The sequence below is a fragment of the Streptococcus mitis genome (assembly GCF_002096755.1).
GTDB lineage: Bacteria > Bacillota > Bacilli > Lactobacillales > Streptococcaceae > Streptococcus > Streptococcus mitis_AC.
In genome coordinates this window covers 1-22,286 of sequence record NZ_NCVF01000018.1, presented here as the reverse complement: position 1 = coordinate 22,286, position 22,286 = coordinate 1, and the positions used below count along the sequence as shown (strand labels likewise).

General features: G+C 42.1%; 17 protein-coding genes. 14 read left to right on the top strand and 3 right to left on the bottom strand.

What is annotated here, in order from left to right:
* Window positions 1-34: 34 nt before the first annotated feature.
* Complete coding sequence (locus B7700_RS01455; protein ID WP_084886650.1) at window positions 35-1,003, bottom strand: NAD(P)/FAD-dependent oxidoreductase; 969 nt, start codon at window positions 1,001-1,003, stop codon at window positions 35-37.
* Between the two features lie 253 nt (window positions 1,004-1,256).
* On the opposite strand from B7700_RS01455, the gene cdaA reads away from it, so the two are divergent.
* The 8 genes from cdaA to B7700_RS01410 all read left to right on the top strand — a co-directional run bounded on the left by cdaA (window position 1,257) and on the right by B7700_RS01410 (window position 9,542).
* Window positions 1,257-2,114, top strand: a complete 858-nt coding sequence (gene cdaA, locus B7700_RS01445) for a diadenylate cyclase CdaA (protein ID WP_001011075.1) — start codon at window positions 1,257-1,259, stop codon at window positions 2,112-2,114.
* A complete protein-coding gene (locus B7700_RS01440) occupies window positions 2,101-2,880 on the top strand; it encodes a CdaR family protein (RefSeq protein WP_060627759.1) in 780 nt (259 codons plus the stop codon). The genes cdaA and B7700_RS01440 overlap by 14 nt, the downstream gene beginning before the upstream one ends.
* A gap of 24 nt (window positions 2,881-2,904) precedes the next feature.
* A complete protein-coding gene (gene glmM, locus B7700_RS01435) occupies window positions 2,905-4,257 on the top strand; it encodes a phosphoglucosamine mutase (protein WP_084886646.1) in 1,353 nt (450 codons plus the stop codon).
* Window positions 4,258-4,330: 73 nt separating this feature from the next.
* A complete protein-coding gene (locus B7700_RS01430; protein WP_060627763.1) occupies window positions 4,331-4,705 on the top strand; it encodes a DUF1149 family protein in 375 nt (124 codons plus the stop codon).
* 1 nt (window position 4,706) lies between these two features.
* Window positions 4,707-5,555 carry a DegV family protein gene (locus tag B7700_RS01425; protein WP_084886644.1) on the top strand — a complete coding sequence of 283 codons (849 nt, stop codon included), beginning with the start codon at window positions 4,707-4,709 and terminating at the stop codon, window positions 5,553-5,555.
* A 155-nt stretch (window positions 5,556-5,710) separates the two neighbouring features.
* Window positions 5,711-6,478 (top strand): 4-hydroxy-tetrahydrodipicolinate reductase, encoded by a 768-nt coding sequence (gene dapB / locus B7700_RS01420; protein ID WP_084886642.1) that lies wholly within the window; start codon window positions 5,711-5,713, stop codon window positions 6,476-6,478.
* Window positions 6,475-7,674 carry a CCA tRNA nucleotidyltransferase gene (locus tag B7700_RS01415; RefSeq protein ID WP_084886640.1) on the top strand — a complete coding sequence of 400 codons (1,200 nt, stop codon included), beginning with the start codon at window positions 6,475-6,477 and terminating at the stop codon, window positions 7,672-7,674. The genes dapB and B7700_RS01415 overlap by 4 nt, the downstream gene beginning before the upstream one ends.
* A complete protein-coding gene (locus B7700_RS01410) occupies window positions 7,671-9,542 on the top strand; it encodes an ABC-F family ATP-binding cassette domain-containing protein (RefSeq protein WP_023948125.1) in 1,872 nt (623 codons plus the stop codon). The genes B7700_RS01415 and B7700_RS01410 overlap by 4 nt, the downstream gene beginning before the upstream one ends.
* 36 nt (window positions 9,543-9,578) lie before the next feature.
* Here B7700_RS01410 and mntE read toward each other — a convergent pair whose 3' ends face one another.
* Entirely contained in the window at window positions 9,579-10,763 is a 1,185-nt protein-coding gene (mntE, locus tag B7700_RS01405) for a CDF family manganese efflux transporter MntE (protein WP_084886638.1), read from the bottom strand.
* Window positions 10,764-11,070: 307 nt separating this feature from the next.
* On the opposite strand from mntE, the gene B7700_RS01400 reads away from it, so the two are divergent.
* The 5 genes from B7700_RS01400 (at window position 11,071) to yaaA (ending at window position 17,044) form a co-directional block, all read left to right on the top strand.
* Window positions 11,071-13,767, top strand: a complete 2,697-nt coding sequence (locus B7700_RS01400; protein ID WP_033685389.1) for a cation-translocating P-type ATPase — start codon at window positions 11,071-11,073, stop codon at window positions 13,765-13,767.
* Between the two features lie 117 nt (window positions 13,768-13,884).
* Window positions 13,885-14,295: a peptide deformylase gene (locus tag B7700_RS01395; protein ID WP_045612079.1), complete on the top strand. Its 411-nt coding sequence runs from the start codon at window positions 13,885-13,887 to the stop codon at window positions 14,293-14,295.
* 11 nt (window positions 14,296-14,306) lie between these two features.
* On the top strand, window positions 14,307-15,902 hold the full coding sequence (locus B7700_RS01390; RefSeq protein ID WP_084886636.1) for a hypothetical protein: 1,596 nt from the start codon (window positions 14,307-14,309) through the stop codon (window positions 15,900-15,902).
* A gap of 170 nt (window positions 15,903-16,072) precedes the next feature.
* Window positions 16,073-16,237, top strand: a complete 165-nt coding sequence (locus B7700_RS01380; protein WP_084886634.1) for a YczI family protein — start codon at window positions 16,073-16,075, stop codon at window positions 16,235-16,237.
* A 78-nt stretch (window positions 16,238-16,315) separates the two neighbouring features.
* Window positions 16,316-17,044 (top strand): peroxide stress protein YaaA, encoded by a 729-nt coding sequence (gene yaaA / locus B7700_RS01375; RefSeq protein ID WP_084886632.1) that lies wholly within the window; start codon window positions 16,316-16,318, stop codon window positions 17,042-17,044.
* A 47-nt stretch (window positions 17,045-17,091) separates the two neighbouring features.
* Here the strand turns inward: yaaA and pclR are convergent, their stop codons facing one another.
* Window positions 17,092-18,576 carry a virulence transcriptional activator PclR gene (pclR, locus tag B7700_RS01370; protein ID WP_084886630.1) on the bottom strand — a complete coding sequence of 495 codons (1,485 nt, stop codon included), beginning with the start codon at window positions 18,574-18,576 and terminating at the stop codon, window positions 17,092-17,094.
* Between the two features lie 216 nt (window positions 18,577-18,792).
* On the opposite strand from pclR, the gene pclA reads away from it, so the two are divergent.
* A partial coding sequence (gene pclA / locus B7700_RS01365) for a pneumococcal collagen-like adhesin PclA (protein ID WP_142358590.1) occupies window positions 18,793-22,286 on the top strand: 3,494 nt, incomplete at its 3' end.

Genomic DNA, 22,286 nt, shown 5'->3' with positions numbered 1-22,286 from the left:
AAACCACGAATCCTAGGTGACTCGTGGTTCTTTTTTATAAACTGGTTGAGTGTTTTGGTTGTACTTTTTGCTCTGGGTCGATGTAGTTGATGGCGTTGTTGACAGCAGTTGGTGCTTCGCCCAGTCCTGTCGCAATCAAGTCGATTTTTCCATCATAGTAGCAGCAGTCACCGATAGCATAGATACCTGCTTTGCTAGATTCTTGCTTGCTATTGACGATAATCTTGTGACGGTTGAGGTCCAGACCCCAGTTTTTAAGGTTACCAACAGAAGATTTGAAACCATAGTTGACAAAGAGGTGGTCTATGTCAATCGTTTCGGTTTCATCAGATTTAACTTTTGTGATTTCCAATTTGTCAAGCGTTTTTCCATCTCCAAGGAGTTGGCTAGGAACGAATGGTGTCTTGATGGATACAGATGATTCTTGTAAGGCTTGAACACTGTGCTCCAAGGCGCGGAAATTATCTCTGCGGTGAACAAGGGTAGTTGGTGCAATTTTTTCAAAAGCCAAAGCCCAATCCACAGCCGAGTCTCCTCCACCAAGAATCGTCACTTTCTTACCAGCGTATTGCTGGATGTTGGAAACGTGGTAGTGGATATTTTCATAGCCTTCAACGCCTTCTAGTTCTAGAGGACGTGGTTTAAAGGCACCGCCACCCATAGCGATGATAACTGTTTTAGTCAGGTGACTTCCTTTAGAAGTTGTGATGACAAATCCTTCTTCTTGTTTTTCAATCTCAAGAACCGTTTCATTGAGATGAATAGGGGTATCAAATCCATTTAATTGCTCGATTAGACGGTTAGTCAACTCTTCTCCAGTCAGATTTGGGAAACCTGGGACGTCGAGGATTTCCTTTTCAGGATAGAGAATAGCAGGTTGGCCACCTAGTTGGGGAAGGGAGTCGATGATTTGGACCTTGGCTTGGCGTAGATGTGCATAGAAGGCTGCAAAAAGCCCGACAGGACCACCACCTACAATGGTAATATCATAGAGTTGAGACATGGTTTCTCCTTTGTTTTTTCTAGTCATACTCTTCGAAAATCAAATTCAAACCACGTCAGCTATATCTGCAACCTCAAAACAGTGTTTTGAGCAACCTGCGGCTAGCTTCCTAGTTTGCTCTTTGATTTTCATTGAGTATCAGTTTATTTTATCATATTTTTTCTTTAATTTAAAATGAAGTAGGATAGGGAAAAAAATGTCAGAAAAATGGTATAATAGAAAGGAACGTGTTTGGACAGAGAGGAGACAGCAGATGAACTTTCAACAATTATCCAACCTGCAATATTGGACTAGCTTGTTTTCTAGTCCTTGGAGTATTGCCATCAATGTGTTTGATATTTTGATTGTGGCCTATATTTTATATCGTTTTACAAAAGCGATAGCTGGCACCAAGATTATGATTTTGGTGCGTGGGGTCGTGATTTTTGTATTAGCCCAGGTTGTGGCCAATATCCTTGGTTTAACAACGATTTCTTGGTTGATTAATCAAATTATCACCTATGGGGTTATTGCTGCGGTTGTTATCTTTTCTCCAGAGATTCGGACTGGTTTGGAACGCTTGGGAAGGGCGACAGATTTCTTTTCTACTGCTCAAATTAGTGCAGAGGAGCAAATGATTCGTGCCTTTGTCAAGTCGGTTGAATATATGAGTCCTCGTAAGATTGGTGCTCTGGTTGCCATCCAACGAGTTCGGACCTTGCAAGAATACATCGCGACAGGGATTCCCTTGGATGCCAATATTTCAGCTGAACTCCTTATTAATATCTTTATCCCCAACACTCCCCTACACGATGGTGCTGTGATTATCAGAGAAAATCGAATAGCAGTAACCTCTGCCTATCTTCCCTTGACAGAAAGCACAGGGATTTCCAAGGAATTTGGGACCAGACACCGGGCGGCTATCGGTTTGTCAGAAGTATCCGATGCCTTGACCTTCATCGTCTCAGAGGAAACAGGAGGCATTTCTATTACCTATAACGGTGTTTTCAAGCACGACTTGACGATTGAAGAATTTGAAGCAGAGCTACGAGCAATTCTTTTGCCAGCTGTTGAGGAAAAAGTCAGTTTCAAGGACCGTTTGTTAGGAGGTTGGAAATATGAGAAAAAATAGTCTATATATCATTTCATCTCTCTTTTTTGCTTGTGTCTTATTTATCTATGCAACGTCAACCAACTTTCAAAATAGCAATACCGCAAGGCAGGTTAAATCAGAAACTTACACCAATACGATAACGAACGTTCCTATCGTTATTCACTATGATGATGACCAGTATTTCATTAGCGGATTTGCATCAGAAGTTTCAGTGGTATTAACCGGAGCCAATCGTGTGACCTTGGCCAGCGAAATGCAGGAGAGCACTCGTAAGTTTAAGGTAACTGCTGATTTGACGGATGCCAGTGTTGGAACGATTGAAGTTCCCTTGAATATTGAAAATCTTCCAAGTGGATTGACCGCTGTGGCAACGCCTCAAAAGATTACAGTGAAAGTTGGGAAGAAGGTTAAGCGAGATGGGATGATTGTTGTGCCACAAGTTGACCAAAGCCAGATTGATCCCAAGCTACAAATTGATAGTGTAACCGTGTCAAATGAACGGGTCTCTGTCACAACTGACCAAGAAACACTAGCTAAAATTGATCGTATTATTGCGCTTTTACCAACCAGCGAACGCATAACAGGTAATTACAGTGGTTCAGTACCTTTGCAGGCAATCGACCGTAATGGTGTTGTCTTACCAGCGGTGATTACTCCATTTGATACGACAATGAAGGTCACTACAAAACCTGTGGGTACAAGTTCAAACACATCAAATTCAACTACAAGCAGTTCGTCGGAGACATCTTCGTCAACGAAAGCAACTAGTTCAAAAACGAATTAAAAATAGGAAAAGGATTTTATAAAAATGGGTAAATATTTTGGGACTGATGGAGTCCGTGGAGAAGCTAACGTAGAATTAACGCCAGAATTGGCCTTTAAACTAGGACGTTTTGGAGGCTATGTTCTTAGCCAACATGAAACGGAAGCACCGAAAGTTTTTGTAGGACGTGATACACGTATTTCTGGGGAAATGTTAGAATCTGCCTTGGTGGCAGGTCTCCTCTCTGTAGGGATTCACGTCTACAAACTTGGTGTCCTTGCAACACCAGCAGTAGCTTACTTGGTAAAAACTGAGGGAGCCAGTGCAGGTGTCATGATTTCTGCTAGCCATAACCCAGCCCTTGATAATGGAATTAAGTTCTTTGGTGGTGATGGTTTCAAACTAGATGACGAAAAAGAAGCAGAAATTGAAGCCTTGTTAGATGCTGCAGAAGATACTCTTCCTCGTCCAAGTGCTGAAGGCTTGGGAACCTTGGTAGATTATCCAGAAGGTTTGCGTAAGTATGAGGGCTACCTTGTTTCAACTGGAACTCCTCTTGATGGAATGAAGGTTGCCTTGGATACAGCTAATGGTGCCGCTTCTACAAGTGCCCGTCAAATCTTTGCAGATCTTGGTGCTCAATTAACTGTTATCGGGGAAACACCAGATGGTCTTAACATCAACCTTAATGTTGGTTCAACCCACCCAGAAACCCTTCAAGAAGTGGTCAAAGAAAGTGACTCAGCTATCGGTTTGGCCTTTGACGGAGACAGTGACCGTTTGATTGCTGTTGATGAGAATGGTGATATCGTTGATGGTGACAAAATTATGTACATCATCGGGAAATATCTTTCTGAAAAAGGACAATTGGCTCAAAATACAATTGTGACAACTGTTATGTCCAACCTTGGTTTCCACAAGGCCTTGGACCGTGAAGGCATTAACAAGGCAGTCACTGCAGTTGGCGACCGCTACGTTGTTGAAGAAATGAGAAAATCAGGCTACAACCTCGGTGGTGAACAGTCTGGTCACGTCATCTTGATGGACTACAATACAACAGGTGATGGCCAATTATCTGCTGTTCAATTGACTAGAATCATGAAGGAAACTGGTAAGAGCTTGTCAGAGTTGGCAGCAGAAGTAACCATCTATCCACAAAAATTAGTCAATATCCGAGTGGAAAATGCCATGAAGGAAAAGGCTATGGAAGTGCCAGCTATCAAGGATATCATCGAGAAGATGGAAGAAGAAATGGCAGGGAATGGCCGTATCCTAGTACGCCCAAGTGGAACAGAGCCCCTTTTGCGTGTTATGGCAGAAGCGCCTACAACAGAAGAAGTAGACTACTATGTTGATACCATCGCAGACGTAGTTCGAGCTGAAATCGGGATTGACTAAATCCTAGAAAACTAGATGAAAATAAAAAATTATGGTACAATAGCTTATAATATTGTAGCCGAGGGAGAAAGACATGAATCTTAAACGTGAACAAGAATTTGTTAGTCAGTATCATTTTGATGCGCGTAATTTTGAATGGGAAAATGAAAATGGAGCTCCTGAAACTAAGGTGGATGTGAACTTCCAATTACTCCAACATGACCAAGAAAATCAAGTGACTTCTTTAGTGGTTGTCTTAAGTTTTATGATTGTCTTTGACAAATTTGTTATCAGTGGAACCATTTCACAGGTGAATCATATCGATGGTCGTATTGTTAACGAACCAAGTGAATTGAACCAAGAAGAAGTGGAAACCTTGGCTCGTCCATGTTTGAACATGCTCAACCGTTTGACTTACGAAGTAACTGAAATTGCATTAGACTTACCAGGAATCAATTTGGAGTTCTAATATGAAATTAGCTGTTATCACAGATTCCTCTGCCTATCTCAGTGCAGATACCTTGCAAAGAGAAGATTTATTTGTCTTGGATATTCCTGTCAATATTGATGGTGAGGAGTATGTCGAAGGTATCAATCTGACTGCTGAGGAATTTTACCAAAAAATGGCTCAGGCTTCTGAATTGCCTAAGACCAGTCAACCAAGTATTGCCAAGTTAGATGAGATTCTAACTTCGCTCAAAGAACAAGGTTATACACATGCTTTGGGGCTTTTCCTATCTTCTGGAATTTCAGGTTTTTACCAAAATATCCAGTATATGATAGAAGAATATGAGGGTTTAACTATTGCTTTCCCAGACACTTTGATTACAAGTGCTCCTCTGGGTATCATGGTTGAAAGTGTCTTTAACTGGCTAGACCAGGGTGATGACTTTGCCATTATTCAGGATAAGCTAGCTATTCAAATTAGTCACACATCTGCTTTTATCATGGTGGATGATTTGGATCATTTGGTAAAAGGGGGGCGCCTTTCAAATGGAGCTGCGATTTTGGGCAATCTGCTAAGCATTAAGCCAATCCTCTATTTCAATGATCAAGGTGTGATTGAAGTTTACGAAAAAGTTCGTACTGAAAAGAAAGCAACTAAGCGCTTAATTGAGATTATCAAGGAAGCCACAGCTTCAGGCCAATACCGTATCATTGTCATTCACGGGAATGCTCCTGAAAAGGCTGAAGAATTGCGTCAGCACTTACTTGAATCTGGAGTAGGTACGGATATTTCACTTGCTACATTTGGTAGTGTCATTGGAACCCACCTAGGAGCAGGAAGTATTGCTCTAGGTTATATTCCAGTGATTTAGTTGGGACTTTTAGCTTAGTTAAGAAGTTAGCAAATGAACACGCCTGGAACCCTGTGTGAAAAAGATAGTTCTTCCAAGGAGTAGACACTTCTTGATCAGAACTCCTATTTTCACTTTGTGTTCCTACAGGCTTTGTATCTTAGACAGGAGTAGAGATGAGTATTCGAGTAATTATTGCTGGTTTTAAGGGAAAGATGGGCCAGGCTGCTTGTCAGATGGTCTTGGCTGATCCAGACTTGGACTTGGTAGCAGTTTTGGATCCCTTTGAGTCTGAATCAGAATGGCAGGGTATTCCTGTTTTCAAGGATAAGGCTGATTTGGTCGGTTTTGAAGCAGATGTCTGGGTAGACTTTACTACACCAGCTGTTGCCTATGAAAATACACGCTTTGCTCTTGAAAATGGCTTTGCTCCAGTGGTTGGGACAACAGGTTTCACGAGTGAAGAAATTGCAGAGCTAAAAGCATTTTCTCGTGCTCAAGATTTGGGTGGCTTGATCGCTCCTAACTTTGCCTTGGGTGCTGTTTTACTCATGCAATTTGCAAGGCAGGCTGCTAAATATTTCCCAAATGTGGAGATTATCGAGCTTCATCATGACAAGAAAAAAGATGCTCCGAGTGGAACAGCTATTAAAACAGCTGAATTAATGGCAGAAGTTCGAGAGTCTATCCAGCAGGGTGCAGTAGACGAGGAAGAACTCATTGCAGGTGCTCGTGGTGCTGATTTTGATGGCATGCGTATCCACTCAGTTCGTTTGCCAGGTTTGGTAGCCCATCAGGAAGTCATCTTTGGCAATCAGGGAGAAGGATTGACCCTCCGTCATGACTCCTATGATCGCAGCTCCTTCATGACAGGGGTGAATTTGGGAATTAAAGAAGTTGTCAAGCGTCATGAGCTTGTCTATGGATTAGAACACTTATTATGAGATTAACGCAAATGCCTTCTGAATTTCAGAAGGCTTTACCAGTATTAGAAAAAATTAAAGAAGCAGGATTTGAGGCCTATTTTGTTGGAGGTTCTGTTCGAGATGCCCTTCTCAATCGCCCTATCCATGATGTGGATATCGCAACGTCTTCTTATCCAGAAGAGACCAAGCAGATTTTTCCGCGAACAGCCGATATCGGAATCGAGCATGGAACTGTCTTGGTCTTAGATGGGGACGAGGAGTATGAGGTAACCACCTTTCGGACAGAAGATGTCTATGTGGACTATCGAAGACCCAGTGCGGTTTCCTTTGTGCGTTCGCTAGAAGAAGACCTCAAACGCCGTGATTTTACAGTCAACGCCTTTGCCTTGGACGAGACAGGGGAAATCATTGACTTGTTCCATGGTTTAGACGATTTGGGAAAGCAAGTCTTACGAGCAGTTGGAGTGGCAAGTGAGCGTTTCAACGAAGATGCTTTGCGGATTATGCGTGGTTTTCGTTTTCAGGCCAGTCTTGGCTTTGAGCTTGAGTCAGAAACCTTTAAAGCTATGAAGACCTTGACGCCACTTTTGGAGAAAATTTCTGTAGAGCGTACCTTCGTTGAGTTTGATAAACTCTTGCTGGCTCCATTTTGGAGAAGGGGCTTGGCTTCCATGATTGAGAGTCAAGCTTATGATTATCTCCCTGATATGGAATCTAGCCAGGACAAGCTTAACAGACTGTTTGATTTAGAGACTGATTTTACTTTTGAATCCTCTGAACAAGCCTGGGCGGCTCTACTGTGGGCTTTGGAGATTGAAAATGCGCAGCCATTTTTGAAGGCTTGGAAGACCTCACGTCAATTTGCCAAGCAGGTACAAGATTTGCTGACTATTTTGGCTTTGCGTGAAAAGGGAGAATTGAGCAAGCGCGATTGTTATCGCTTTGACTTGGATTTACTTTTACAGGCTGAAAATCTTCGACAGGCTCAAGGAAAAGAAGTCAACCTACAAGCTATCACAGAAACTTACCATAGTTTGACCATTCATGATAAGAAAGAAATCCAAATCAACGGTGGTATTTTGATCAAGGAATATGGTTATCAGCCGGGCCCAGACTTGGGAGATATTTTAACAGAGATTGAATATGCCATTGTCGATGGAGAATTGGAAAATGACCGTCAAGCCATCCATGCTTACTTGAGGGAGAAAAAATGAGTGATTTTATCGTTGAAAAACTAAGTAAATCCGTCGGTGATAAGACCGTTTTTAAGGATATTTCCTTTATCATCCATGACCTAGACAGAATCGGTCTGATTGGTGTCAATGGGACTGGCAAGACCACCCTTTTAGATGTCCTTTCTGGTGTTTCTGGCTTTGATGGGGATGTCAGTCCTTTTTCAGCTAAAAATGATTACCAGATTGGTTACTTGACTCAAGATCCTGATTTTGATGATAGCAAGACGGTCTTGGATACGGTCCTATCCAGCGACCTCAAGGAAATCCAGCTGATTCGTGAGTATGAGTTGATCATGCTCAACTACAGTGAGGATAAGCAGGCTCGTTTGGAACGGGTTATGGCAGAGATGGATTCTCTTCAAGCTTGGGAAATTGAGAGTCAGGTCAAGACCGTTCTCAGCAAGCTGGGGATTCAGGACTTATCTACTCCTGTTGGGGAATTATCAGGTGGCCTAAGAAGACGAGTCCAGTTGGCGCAAGTTTTACTTGGCAATCACGACCTCTTGCTTCTGGATGAGCCGACCAACCATTTGGATATTGCGACTATTGAGTGGCTGACCCTCTTTTTAAAAAATTCTAAGAAGACAGTTCTCTTTATCACTCACGATCGTTATTTCTTAGACGCTTTGTCAACACGGATTTTCGAGTTGGATCGCGCAGGCTTGACAGAGTATCAAGGGAATTATCAGGACTATGTTCGCCTTAAGGCGGAACAGGATGAACGCGATGCGGCTCTTCTCCACAAAAAGGAACAACTCTATAAGCAAGAATTGGCCTGGATGCGTAGACAACCGCAGGCGCGTGCGACCAAGCAACAGGCTCGTATCAATCGTTTCCACGACCTGAAAAAGGAAGTTTCAGGCGGCGTTGCTGAGACAGACTTGACTATGAACTTTGAAACCAGTCGGATTGGGAAGAAAGTCATCGAGTTTCAGGATGTTTCATTTGCCTATGAAAACAAGCCTATTTTGCAAGATTTTAATCTCTTGGTGCAGGCCAAAGACCGTATTGGAATCGTTGGGGACAACGGTGTTGGAAAATCAACCCTGCTTAATCTGATTGCAGGCAGTCTTGAGCCGACAGCAGGACAAGTTGTGATTGGGGAAACAGTTCGCATCGCCTATTTTTCTCAGCAAATTGAGGGCTTGGATGAAAGCAAGAGAGTTATAAATTACCTGCAGGAAGTGGCAGAAGAGGTCAAGGCCAGCGGTGGTTCTAGTACTTCGATTGCAGAGTTGCTGGAGCAGTTCCTTTTCCCACGTTCGACGCATGGAACCTTGATTGAGAAATTGTCTGGGGGAGAGAAAAAACGTCTTTATCTCCTCAAACTGCTCTTGGAAAAACCAAATGTTCTTCTCTTGGACGAACCGACAAATGACTTAGATATTGCGACCTTGACAGTTTTGGAGAATTTCTTGCAAGGATTTGCGGGACCTGTTTTGACAGTTAGCCACGACCGCTATTTCTTGGATAAGGTAGCGACCAAGATTCTCGCTTTTGAGGATGGCAAGATTCGTCCTTTCTTTGGTCATTATACCGATTACCTTGATGAAAAAGCCTTTGAAACAGAGTTGGTCAATCAGGTGCAAAAGGCCGAAAAGGAGAAAGTAGTCAAGGTTCGAGAAGACAAGAAACGCATGACCTACCAAGAAAAGCAGGAGTGGGCAAGTATTGAAGGTGATATTGAAGCCTTGGAAAACCGTATCGCTGCTATTGAAGAGGAAATGCAGGCCAACGGCTCTGACTTTGGCAAACTGGCTACTCTTCAGAAAGAGCTAGATGAGAAAAACGAAGCACTCCTTGAAAAATACGAACGCTATGAGTATCTAAGTGACTTTGATAGCTAGAAGAATAGAAAAATCCCGTCTCATGACAGGATTTCTCTATTCTTTTTTAGTTTCTTGATGAAAGACATTTTGCCAAGTTTCGTGGCGACGCCAGATACTGGTATGGATAATACCATCTAACTCATAGCAGATGAGTTTGGTCTTCTGACTGATGGAAGTAATCTGGATATCCTTGATAGCTGAATTCAAGTCTTTTTCGGCTTTATAGGCCTCTTTATCCATCTGATTTCCGTCTTGACGAATATAGACAAAATCGTCAGCCAAGAGTTCTTCCAGTTGATTTCCCTGATCAATCAATTGTTCGCGCATCAGCAATTTTTTGTAGACATTGTCTAAAATCTCATCCTCAGGGATAGGTGCTGGCTCGATATGGACATCGGTATCAAAGACTCCAAAACGTTCTTCCAGCATAGACTCGACCTGATCCGCAATTTCATGGCTTTCAAAAACAGACAGGTCAGGGTTCATCTCTAGCGTAATATCCAGGTAGATGTTGCTACCGTAGGTGCGACCTCTTTGCGACTTAACCTTGCTGATTTTGGGAATTTCCATGATAGCCTTTTGGTAGTCCTCGAGCAGACGGTCATCAAAGCCATCCGAAAGGCTAAAGGAAGACTCGATGAAGATATCATAGGCAGTTTTCAAGATAAAGAAAGTGATGATAATGGCAACCAGTTTATCCACAATGGGATAATTGAAACTGCTAGCCAGGATGGCAATGGTAGTACCAAGTGAGGTGACAGCATCAGAAAGATTGTCCTTGGCGGCAGCCTTCAGTGCCTTGGAGTTGGATTTCTTACTGAGGCGAGTATTGTAGAGATAAACTAGAAACATAATCGTTGCAGAAATGATTCCCAGAGTTGCACCCAGAGGGTCAATGACTGTTTCTTCACGACTGAGAATCTTTTGAATGGTATCCCTTAGTACATCAAAGCCAACATAAAACATGATGATAGAAGTGACCAAGCTAGCCAAATCCTCAATCTTCCAGTGGCCAAAACGGTGGTCTCGGTCAGCAGGCTGGCGTGCCATCCGGATTCCAATCAAGAGGGCCACATTTCCAATGATGTCCGACACGTTGTTAAAACCATCGGCCACCAAACTGGATGAATGGAGGAGGTGCCCAGTTGCTAATTTCGCTGCAGACAAGATCAAATAGGTCGAAATACTGATAATGGCCCCACGCTCAGCTAACTTGAGATTTGAGATAGATTGCTTCATTCAACTTCCTTTCTAGTCATATAGCATTCTACCATTATACTGGTTTTCAAGGGAAAATTCAAATAAGTCATTTTTTACTCTTTGAAAACTTTTCAAAATTTGGTATAATAGTACTACTCAAGGGAGTAGCTGGCAGAAACCTGTGATAGTGTCGTCATTCCGAATTTTATACTGAAAAGTATGCTTTCCGGCACTATCTTAAACAGCGAGACTTGTTATGATTAATAGGTCTCTTTTTGTTTGTCGTGAAAAGATGCGATGAGGGAAAAGAGAGTCTGTTTTGCACACAATGTCAAGGAGGAGACACATGTCAAAAGAACAAAAACGCCAAGCGTTTTACACTCAGAGTCCTGAAGAGGTCTTGAAGGCTGTGGATGCGACCGAGCAAGGTTTGTCATCAAGTGAGGCGGAAAAGCGCCTTGCAGAATTTGGCCACAATGAACTCGAAGAAGGCGAGAAACGATCAATTCTGGTCAAATTCATCGAGCAATTTAAGGATTTGATGATTATCATCCTAGTTGCGGCAGCAATCTTGTCAGTCGTGACTTCTGGTGGGGAAGATATCGCAGATGCCATTATCATCTTAGCCGTGGTAATCATCAATGCTGCCTTTGGTGTTTACCAAGAAGGAAAAGCCGAAGAAGCGATCGAAGCTCTCAAATCCATGTCTAGTCCAGCTGCCCGCGTTCTTCGTGATGGGCATATGGCGGAGATTGACTCTAAAGAATTGGTTCCAGGAGATATTGTTTCCCTTGAAGCAGGTGATGTAGTACCTGCAGACCTACGTTTGATTGAAGCAAACTCTCTTAAAATTGAAGAAGCAGCTCTTACAGGTGAGTCTGTGCCAGTCGAAAAAGACTTGACAGTTGAACTTGCTGCAGATGCTGGTATTGGTGACCGTGTCAATATGGCCTTCCAAAACTCAAATGTGACTTATGGTCGTGGTCTTGGTGTTGTTATCAATACAGGGATGTACACTGAAGTTGGTCACATCGCAGGTATGCTCCAAGATGCGGATGAGACGGATACACCACTTAAACAAAACTTGAATAACCTTTCTAAGGTCTTGACCTATGCTATCTTGGTCATTGCCCTTGTTACTTTTGTAGTGGGTGTCTTCATTCAAGGGAAAAATCCACTTGGTGAGTTGATGACCTCTGTTGCGCTTGCCGTTGCAGCCATCCCAGAAGGACTTCCTGCTATCGTGACCATCGTTCTTGCCCTTGGTACTCAAGTTTTGGCCAAACGAAACTCTATCGTTCGTAAGTTGCCAGCTGTAGAAACGCTTGGTTCAACTGAAATCATCGCTTCTGATAAGACTGGTACGCTGACCATGAACAAGATGACCGTCGAAAAAGTCTTCTATGATGCAGTCCTACATGACTCTGCTGATGACATTGAACTCGGCTTGGACATGCCTCTTCTTCGTTCTGTAGTTTTGGCTAATGATACCAAGATTGATGCAGAAGGAAACCTGATCGGAGATCCAACCGAAACAGCCTTTATCCAATATGCCTTGGACAAGGGCTACGATGTGAAAGGATTTTTAGAGAAATATCCTCGTGTGGCTGAGTTGCCATTTGACTCTGACCGTAAGCTCATGTCAACGGTTCACCCATTGCCAGATGGTAAATTCCTTGTAGCGGTCAAGGGTGCCCCAGACCAACTTTTGAAACGTTGTGTTCTTCGTGATAAAGCTGGGGATATTGCTCCGATTGATGAGAAGGTTACAAACCTCATTCACACAAACAACTCTGAAATGGCTCACCAAGCCTTGCGTGTCCTCGCAGGTGCTTATAAGATTATTGACAGCATTCCAGAAAACCTGACTTCTGAAGAGCTTGAAAATGATTTAATCTTTACTGGTTTGATTGGGATGATTGACCCTGAACGTCCTGAAGCTGCTGAGGCTGTTCGTGTGGCTAAGGAAGCGGGAATTCGTCCAATCATGATTACGGGTGACCATCAAGACACTGCAGAAGCTATTGCCAAACGTTTGGGAATCATCGATGCAAATGATACAGAAGGACACGTTTTAACTGGTGCTGAGCTCAACGAACTGTCAGATGAAGACTTTGAAAAAGTAGTTGGTCAATACTCTGTTTATGCCCGTGTATCTCCAGAACACAAGGTTCGTATCGTCAAGGCTTGGCAAAAACAAGGTAAAGTCGTTGCCATGACAGGTGATGGTGTCAATGATGCGCCAGCTCTGAAAACAGCCGACATCGGTATCGGTATGGGAATCACTGGTACAGAGGTTTCTAAGGGGGCTTCTGACATGATTCTTGCAGATGATAACTTTGCGACTATTATCGTTGCAGTGGAAGAAGGACGTAAGGTCTTCTCAAACATTCAAAAGACTATTCAGTACCTACTTTCTGCCAATACTGCTGAAGTATTAACTATCTTCCTATCAACCTTGTTTGGTTGGGATGTCTTACAGCCAGTTCATCTTTTGTGGATCAACTTGGTAACCGATACTTTCCCAGCTATCGCTCTAGGTGTTGAGCCAGCTGAGCCTGGTGTCATGAACCATAAACCACGTGGACGCAAGGCAAGCTTCTTCTCAGGTGGTGTTTTGAGTTCTATCATCTATCAAGGTGTACTCCAAGCAACTATTGTTATGAGTGTTTATGGTCTTGCGATTGCTTACCCAGTTCATGTGGGTGACAATCATGCCATTCATGCAGATGCCCTAACTATGGCCTTTGCAACCCTTGGTTTAATTCAGCTCTTCCATGCTTATAATGTCAAGTCTGTTTACCAATCCATCTTGACAGTTGGACCATTCAAGTCTAAGACCTTCAACTGGTCTATCTTGGTATCCTTCATCCTTCTCATGGCAATAATCGTCGTAGAACCACTTGAAGGAATTTTCCACGTAACCAAACTAGACTTGTCTCAATGGGGAATCGTCATGGCTGGAAGCTTCTCAATGATTATTATCGTCGAAATTGTTAAATTTATCCAACGCAAACTTGGCTTTGACAAGAATGCGATTTAAAAAGAAAAAGTCATCTTCGGATGGCTTTTTGCTACAGTTGAGGGAAAGGGCTTGCAGTTGCCGTCTTTTGTGCTATAATTGCTATAATATAGTAAAAAACAAGAGGAGTGTGAGGAAGTGGAAAAGAAAATTGTGAAGGATATCTTGTTTTTATCTCAGGTATCTCAGCCAGCAAGTCAGGAAGACCTTTATCTTGCCAGAGATTTGCAGGATACACTCTTAGCAAATCGTGAGACTTGTGTCGGTCTGGCTGCCAATATGATTGGGGTGCAGAAGCGCGTGATTATCTTTAATCTTGGTTTGGTTCCTGTGGTCATGTTTAATCCAGTGCTCCTGTCCTCTGAAGGAGCTTATGAGACAGAAGAAGGCTGTTTGTCCTTGACAGGTGTGAGACCTACTAAGCGTTATGAAACCATAAGGGTTGCCTATCGTGACAGCAAGTGGCAGGAACAGACCATTACCTTGACAGGCTTCCCAGCCCAGATTTGCCAGCATGAACTGGATCACTTGGAAGGACGAATCATTTAGGAGGAAAGCAAATGAAACGAATAGTCTTTGAACTTATTTTTATCGCAACGACCTGGTATATCTTTTTACCGCCTCTTAACCTGACCAGCTGGGAATTTCTCTTTTTCCTCTGTGGGCATTTGCTGGTTGTAGCAATCTTATTTGGTTTTGGCAAGGGGATAAACCTTGTCAAAACGGTTCATGTGCGCCACGGCAAGGCGGAAGCTGCCTTAAATCTTGAGGGTTTCAAAATCAATCGGTTAGGGAAAATCCTTTTAGCTTCTATTGGAGGAATTCTTCTCTTAGCAGCCTTGGTTTCCTTGGTAACTTCTAGCATTTTTCAGGCTAAAAATTATGCCAATGTAGTCACAGTTACGGAAAAAGACTTTACTGAATTTCCTAAGACTGATACCAGTAAGGTTCCTATCTTAGATAGAAGTACCGCTGAAAAAATTGGTGACCGCTACTTGGGTTCCCTAACAGATAAGGTGTCGCAGTACGTAGCGGCAGACACCTATACCCAATTGACGATTGATGGGAAACCTTATCGAGTTACGCCACTAGAATACGCAGATCCTATCAAGTGGTTTAACAATCAGGCCAAGGGAATCGGCGAATATATTAAGGTGGACATGGTAACCGGAAATGCGGACTTGGTGGACTTGAAGACACCAATCAAGTATTCGGACTCGGAGTATTTTAACCGCGATGTCAAGCGTCACTTGCGCTTGAAGTACCCAACCAAGATCTTCAAAACTCCATCTTTTGAGGTGGACGATGAGGGCAATCCTTTCTATGTAGCAACCGTTTACCAAAAGCAATTTGGGCTTGCGGTTCCTCGTCCTGTTTCAGTCATTATCTTGGATGCTACAAATGGAGAAACCAAGGAATACAGCTTGTCAGATGTTCCAGAATGGGTGGACAGGGTTTATCCAGCTGAGGAAACCATTGAGCAAATCAACTATAACGGCAAGTACAAGGATGGTTTCTGGAATGCCATGATTTCCAAGAAAAACGTGACCCAGACTACCAAGGGCTATAATTACTTGTCTATCGGAAATGACATTTACCTCTACACAGGTGTGACTTCGGCCAATGCGGATGAAAGTAATCTTGGTTTTATCCTTGAAAATATGCGAACAGGAGAAATCACTAAGTATAGCTTGGCTTCTGCGACCGAAGAATCAGCCCGTGAATCAGCCGAAGGTGCTGTTCAGGAGAAATCCTACAAGGCAACCTTCCCAATCCTCATCAACCTTAATGACAAGCCTCTTTACATCATGGGTTTGAAGGACAATGCTGGCTTGGTCAAAGAGTATGCTCTGGTAGACGCAGTCGAGTACCAAAACGTTATCGTAGCTACGACAGTGGAAGAGATGCTCAGCAAGTACGCCAATAAAAACGACCTTGAAATTGACAATGCAACGACAGAAAGCATCAAGGGAGTAGTAGCAGACCTCAAATCAGCTGTTATCAAGGGAGACACCGTCTACTTCTTTAAAGTTGATGGCAAGATTTACAAGGTTAAGGCCTCAGTATCAGATGACCTGCCTTACCTTGAAAATGGTAAAAACTTTGAAGGTCAAGTAGGAAAAGACAACTATCTCAAGACCTTTAAAGTACAGTAATACTCTTCGAAAATCAAATTCAAACCACGTCAACGTCGCCTTGCCGTACTCAAGTACAGCCTGCGGCTAGTTTCCTAGTTTGCTCTTTGATTTTCATTGAGTATAAAAAAGGTTTATTTAAGAAATATATATTATAATAAGGTAAATTAAGACTAATGGAGGACAAATAAATGGGTTTTTATTTGATGCTTGCTTCAATGCTACTCGGACTGCTCGCTTTGAAGATAGGTTTTTCTCAGTTCAAGGAGAAAAAAGATAAACTTTTATCTATCTTAACAAGCTTAGCAGGCATATCCCTTGTTCTCGTGGCTGTCTGGTTAGGATGGCCGAAATAAATATAGAAACCTCGGTCAAACCGAGGTTTTTCAGATGAATTTCTTGGTAGCGGCTAAAAAATATGCTACACTATTAATATGAAAATTTTAATCCCAGCAGCAAAAGAAATGAACACAGACTTGCCAAGTATTGAAGCCACTCCTTTAAAACCAGAAAGTCAGGCCGTACTGGATGCCTTGGCTCTCTATTCTGCTAGTCAATTGGAGAGTTTTTACAAGGTATCAGCCGAGAAGGCGGCGGAAGAATTTCAAAATATCCAAGCTTTGAAAAGGCAAACTGCTCAACACTACCCAGCCTTGAATCTATTTGATGGGCTTATGTACCGCCATATAAAGCGTGATAAATTGACCGAGGTAGAACAAGCCTATCTTGAAAATCATGTCTTCATTACCTCGGCTTTGTACGGAGTCGTACCAGCCTTGTCACCCATAGCCCCTCACCGTTTGGACTTTTTGATGAAGTTAAAAGTCGCAGGTAAGACTTTGAAGAGCCATTGGAAGCAAACCTATGATGAAGCTATGAATGGTGAAGACCTAATTTTCTCTCTCTTGTCATCCGAGTTTGAGACTGTATTTTCTAAGGAAATCAGAGGAAAAATGGTGACCTTCAAATTCATGGAGGATAGAGGTGGTCAGCTGAAGATTCATTCAACTATTTCAAAGAAAGCGCGTGGTGCTTTCCTGACAGCCCTGATACAAAATCAAGTACAGACGGTGGAGGAAGCTCGTCGCTTAAGCTTTGCAGGGTTTACCTACAGAGAAGATTTGTCACAGCCACAGGAATTGGTTTTTGTTAAGGAAGTATAGAAATCAGGTAAGAGAAAAAGTCAGCAGGACCCTGCTGACTTTTTAGTTTATAAAGTAATGGATATATGAATCTCATTTGATAAAGTGTTGAGGTGATTAACCAAATCCATGATTGACAGATGGTTTCGGCAAATAAACTTCTTAGTAATCCCTGGAATATAGAAATTAGACACGATGATATCGTAATCTGTCTGATTTAAAATCTCAGGACTTGTTTGTAATTCATCCCAAATATCGAAGGTAAAGCGGTTATTACAGTAATAGGAAAGCATATCAACAAAGGTAAGGGATATAGCATGGTCAAAGTTACTGATAATCAAAACCTTGATAGGTGGTCGATTTTCTAACAACTGAGTAGAGAGGTTTTCAGCATGGGTTAAGATGGTGTACATCAGGTGTTCCAACTGTTCAGGATGGTCATGCTGTCCAATTGCTTGACGGTATTGAGCCAGTTCTTGACGTGCACTTCCCATAAAGTCTGGGAAGTAAACTTCAAATTTTTTAATCGTCAATGCTTTTTGTTCAAATAGGATTGGGGTAGAAAAGATTTCCTGTCTTTCAAAGAAAGCAGTGTTGTGTAAATGCCAAATCAGCTCATCGTGGTTGGTAAAAGTAATCTTATATTGTTTTGATAGGCGTTCTAATATTTGACTCAGTAATTGGTAAGAGTATCTTGCTTCACTGTTTTCTTCTAAAGAGTTGAAGAATTCTTGAGGATTTAAGAAAAGATTGTTTTGAATAAAGGATATAAAAATTTGGGCGATGATATCTGGAGTGATTTCAAGTCCCAGTTTTTCAGAGAAATGGACAAGTAGCTCCTCAAAATTTGGAATATTCATCAAAAGAGGGTAGTATTCATCGAAGAAATGATTTGGTAAGTCGATAAAATGACCATTTTTGACGCGGTAAATACTGATAGCTATCATCAATTTGTACATTCTATAAATTGAAAATCGCATTGGATAATTCGTGATTTTATAGAAGAAATCAGCAAACTCTGTTAAATCCTCCTCAGGAAGGTCTGGAAAAGGCCAGTCTAGGAAATAATAGCGCTCAGAAAAGTATTGGGCAAAAAAATAACGAATATCCGTTTCATTACCAAGAATTGCAGTAGGGGTAAAAGATAATTCAATCTGAAATTGTGATGATAGAGTTTTTGTAATATTTCGGCCTAATCGATAGAGGTTGGCATTACTTGAGTGAAGATTTTCAACTGTTCGATAAATAGGTAGCCCCTCATTGAAGAACATATACTCTAGTAATTGAAAAGATTGGGAATGGGCTAGAAAATATTGATAAATATCTTCTACACTAGTGTTAACATCTAAATCAATCATAATTCCGTTAACGGAAGATTGGATGTCAATATTTGGGAAAGCTGTTCGTAATTCATTTAAATCATTTTTTAGGATTCGTTCTGTACATCCTAATTTTTCGGCAAGTGCATGTAACCTTATCCAATTACGATTCTGAATTAAGGTTTCCATTAAACGTAATTGTCTTTGGTCTTTTGTGGATAAAAGGTTGCGCATTTAGGTATTTCCTCCTAAATTATATTGTATCATAATTATGATTCTTTTGTACAAAAAAACAAGAATTAAAAATATGTACATTAAATTCAAAAAAAAAAAAAAAAAAATATGGCTCCATGGTACAAAAATCAGATATATTAATTTCATAGATAATATTGATTAATGGCTCAAATAGTTGTAAAGTGTAAACTATAAATTACTATCTAGGAGTTTGAAATGAAACATTCACATAAGAAATCATTTGACTGGTATAGCATGCAACAACGATACTCTATTCGTAAGTATCACTTTGGTGCGGCTAGTGTCTTGCTCGGGACAGCCTTAGTCTTGGGAACTGCTGCCAATGCGCAATCAGTACAAGCAGAGGAACAACATCCTGAGGCAACTAATAGTGTCTCTGTTGATAAGGATAAGGTAGATGAAGCTACTAAACCAGCAGAAGTTTCTACACCTAAAAAAGAAACAACTTATGCAGCTCCAACTGTTGCTAACCCAGTAGAAACGACTCCAGCTAAAACTGAAGAAGCTACTAGACCAGCAGAAAAAGTTGAAGAAGCAAAAGACAAAAAAGAAGCAAGTCATCAAGATGCTGTTGACAAGTCAAAATTGTTAACAGCTCTTTCACGTGCTAAAAAATTAGAAAGTAAGTTATATACAGAAGCAAGTGCTGCTAACTTGCAAGCAAGTATCCAAGCTGGTCAAAGCTTGCTTGGGAAAGCAGATGCATCTGAAGCTGAAATATCAGCAGCAGAGACATCTATCCAATCGGCTATTATTGGTCTAGAACTTCGTTCTAACTCTGATAAAGGAACTGTATCAGAAACTCCTGTAGTGAAGAAAGCTGACACAGCAGAAGCCAAAGAAGAAGCTAAGCCAGTTGCAACAACGACTGACCGTTCAGCTGTTGATAGTAGCGTTTTAGCAACTAATGCACCTGCCAAAGTAGAAACAACTTCAGCTCCAAAATCTACTAATGAAATCTTGAAACCAGGTTTGAGCCTTTCTGATGCTCGCCAAAATCCAGCTATCCGTAAGGAAGACTTGGATAAAGGTCATAGTGGCTTTAGAGCGGCTAGCAATCCAGCCAACCCAATTGTCTCAGGTTCTGGAAATACAGTTGCATTTTCAGACATCAGCCAAGGTGGTCGTAGTTATAGTTTCCGTGGCTACGGGAACTCACGTGGTGGTAATTCAATTCATTACGATGTAACAACAGTACGTCAAGGTAATAAATTGAATTTCACAATCAAATATTCTGGTCCGGGCGAATTTGTTAATAATAACTTTATCTTGGATAAAGGGGATGGATTTGGAAATCCTTCCAATGCGACAATCACAACTCCAAGGTTAAGAGATCAATCAAAACCTATTAGCCAAGGTGCCAACTACGTATCTCACTCAGGATACAGTATGACCTCTGCTACTTCAACAAATACGGAACAAACAATCAGATTTAGTTTGCCAATCAATAATCCAAATGGTGACTTGTCTGTTCGTTTGAAACCTGTTACTTTTAACGTGGACCAAGGTGGTGGCGGTGCCGCTACTAGCAATGACCCATACAGCAACTCCAACTATTATCATAGAGCAAATCCACTATACTTGGATGCAAACCCTTATGGTGGTACTAATAATAAGACTGTTTCAGAAGACATTGATTTCCAAACAGTCTACCTTCCAACTAGTAAATTACCAGAAGGTCAAACTAGATTAGTTCGAGAAGGTGAAAAAGGACAACGTCAAATTACCTATAAAGTTCATCGATTTGGTAACGAAACACTTTTAGGATTGCCAATTAGTAATTCTGTTACTAAAGAAGCTAAGCCACGTATTATGCAAATTGGTGTGGCTAAAGAGCTAATCGATACAGTAAAACCACGTGTTGATCAAAATAAAGTTGGTGATACAAATAACCTCACTTTCTATCTTGATAACGATGGAAATGGTGTTTATACTGAAGGCGTAGACGAACTTGTTCAAAAAATTGCTATTAAAGATGGAGCCAAGGGTGAAAAAGGGGACCAAGGTGAACGCGGTCTAACTGGAGCTAAAGGTGAAAAAGGAGACCGAGGCGAACGCGGTCTAACCGGAGCCCAAGGAGCTAAAGGTGAAAAAGGAGACCGAGGCGAACGCGGTCTAACTGGAGCTAAAGGTGAAAAAGGAGACCGAGGTGAACGCGGTCTGACTGGAGCCCAAGGTGCCAAAGGTGAAAAAGGAGACCAAGGTGAACGCGGTCTGACTGGAGCTAAAGGTGAAAAAGGAGACCAAGGTGAACGCGGTCTGACTGGAGCCCAAGGTGCCAAAGGTGAAAAAGGAGACCGAGGCGAACGCGGTCTAACTGGAGCCCAAGGTGCCAAAGGTGAAAAAGGAGACCAAGGTGAACGCGGTCTGACTGGAGCCCAAGGTGCTAAAGGTGAAAAAGGAGACCGAGGTGAACGCGGTCTCACTGGCGCACAAGGTGCTAAAGGTGAAAAAGGAGACCAAGGTGAACGCGGTCTGACTGGAGCCCAAGGTGCTAAAGGTGAAAAAGGAGACCGAGGCGAACGCGGATTAACTGGAGCGCAAGGTCAGGCAGGTCGTGACGGTGTAACTCCAACCGTAACCGTTAAAGATAATAAAAATGACGGCACTCATACTATCACGATTAACGACGGTAGAGGTAATGTTACAAGTACTGTTGTAAGAGATGGTTTCGATGGCGCAAGTCCATTAGTTGCGACTCAACGAAATGATGCAGATAAAACAACAACAGTTATCTTCTATTACGATAAAAATGGAAACAATGAATTAGATGCTTCTGATAAGAAATTAAAAGAAGTTGTAATTGCGGATGGTGCTAAAGGTGAAAAAGGGGACCAAGGCGAACGTGGTCTAACCGGAGCGCAAGGTGAAAAAGGCGAACGTGGAGACCGTGGTGAAACAGGAGCAGCGGGACGTGACGGAAAAACTCCAAAAATCACAACTGCTCGTGGAGCAGACGGCCGTAGTACTGATATTACATTTACTATTCCTGGTGAAGAACCTGTAACAGTTAACATTAAAGATGGTAAAGATGGACGTACACCAACCATCGACTTAAATGCCTTAGCTGAAGCAGCAGCAAGATTAAACAATCAAAGAAGCGGAAGAGTAAGAAGAGCTTTAGCAGACGCCCCATCTACAGCACCAGCAGAAAAACCAAGAGAAGGTACTCTTATTACAGCGTACTTTGATAACAATGGTAATGGTCGGTACGATGAAGGTATAGATGACTTAATTGCTAAACAACCAATTTATAATGGTACAGACGGTGCCAATGGTGCAGCAGGAGCAGCCGGACGTAATGGTGCTGAATTATTAAGTGGACCTAAAGTACCAACAGCAGATGATGGTAAAGATGGCGACACTTATATCGATGCAACTACAGGTGATGTTTATAAGAAAGAAAACGGAACTTGGGATAAGATTGGTAACATTCGTGGACCTCAAGGTCTAAAAGGTGAAGCCGGAGTTGCAGGACCACAAGGGCCACAAGGGCTACAAGGACCTAAGGGTGACCAGGGTGCTCAAGGTCTTCAAGGTCGTGATGGTCAAGACGGAGCACAAGGCTTACCAGGACGCGACGGACGTGATGGCGCAGCAGGTCGTGACGGACGTGATGGACGCGACGGTAAAGACGTCTTGAACGGCAAAGTTAACCCAGAAGCAAATCAAGGTAAAGACGGCGATAA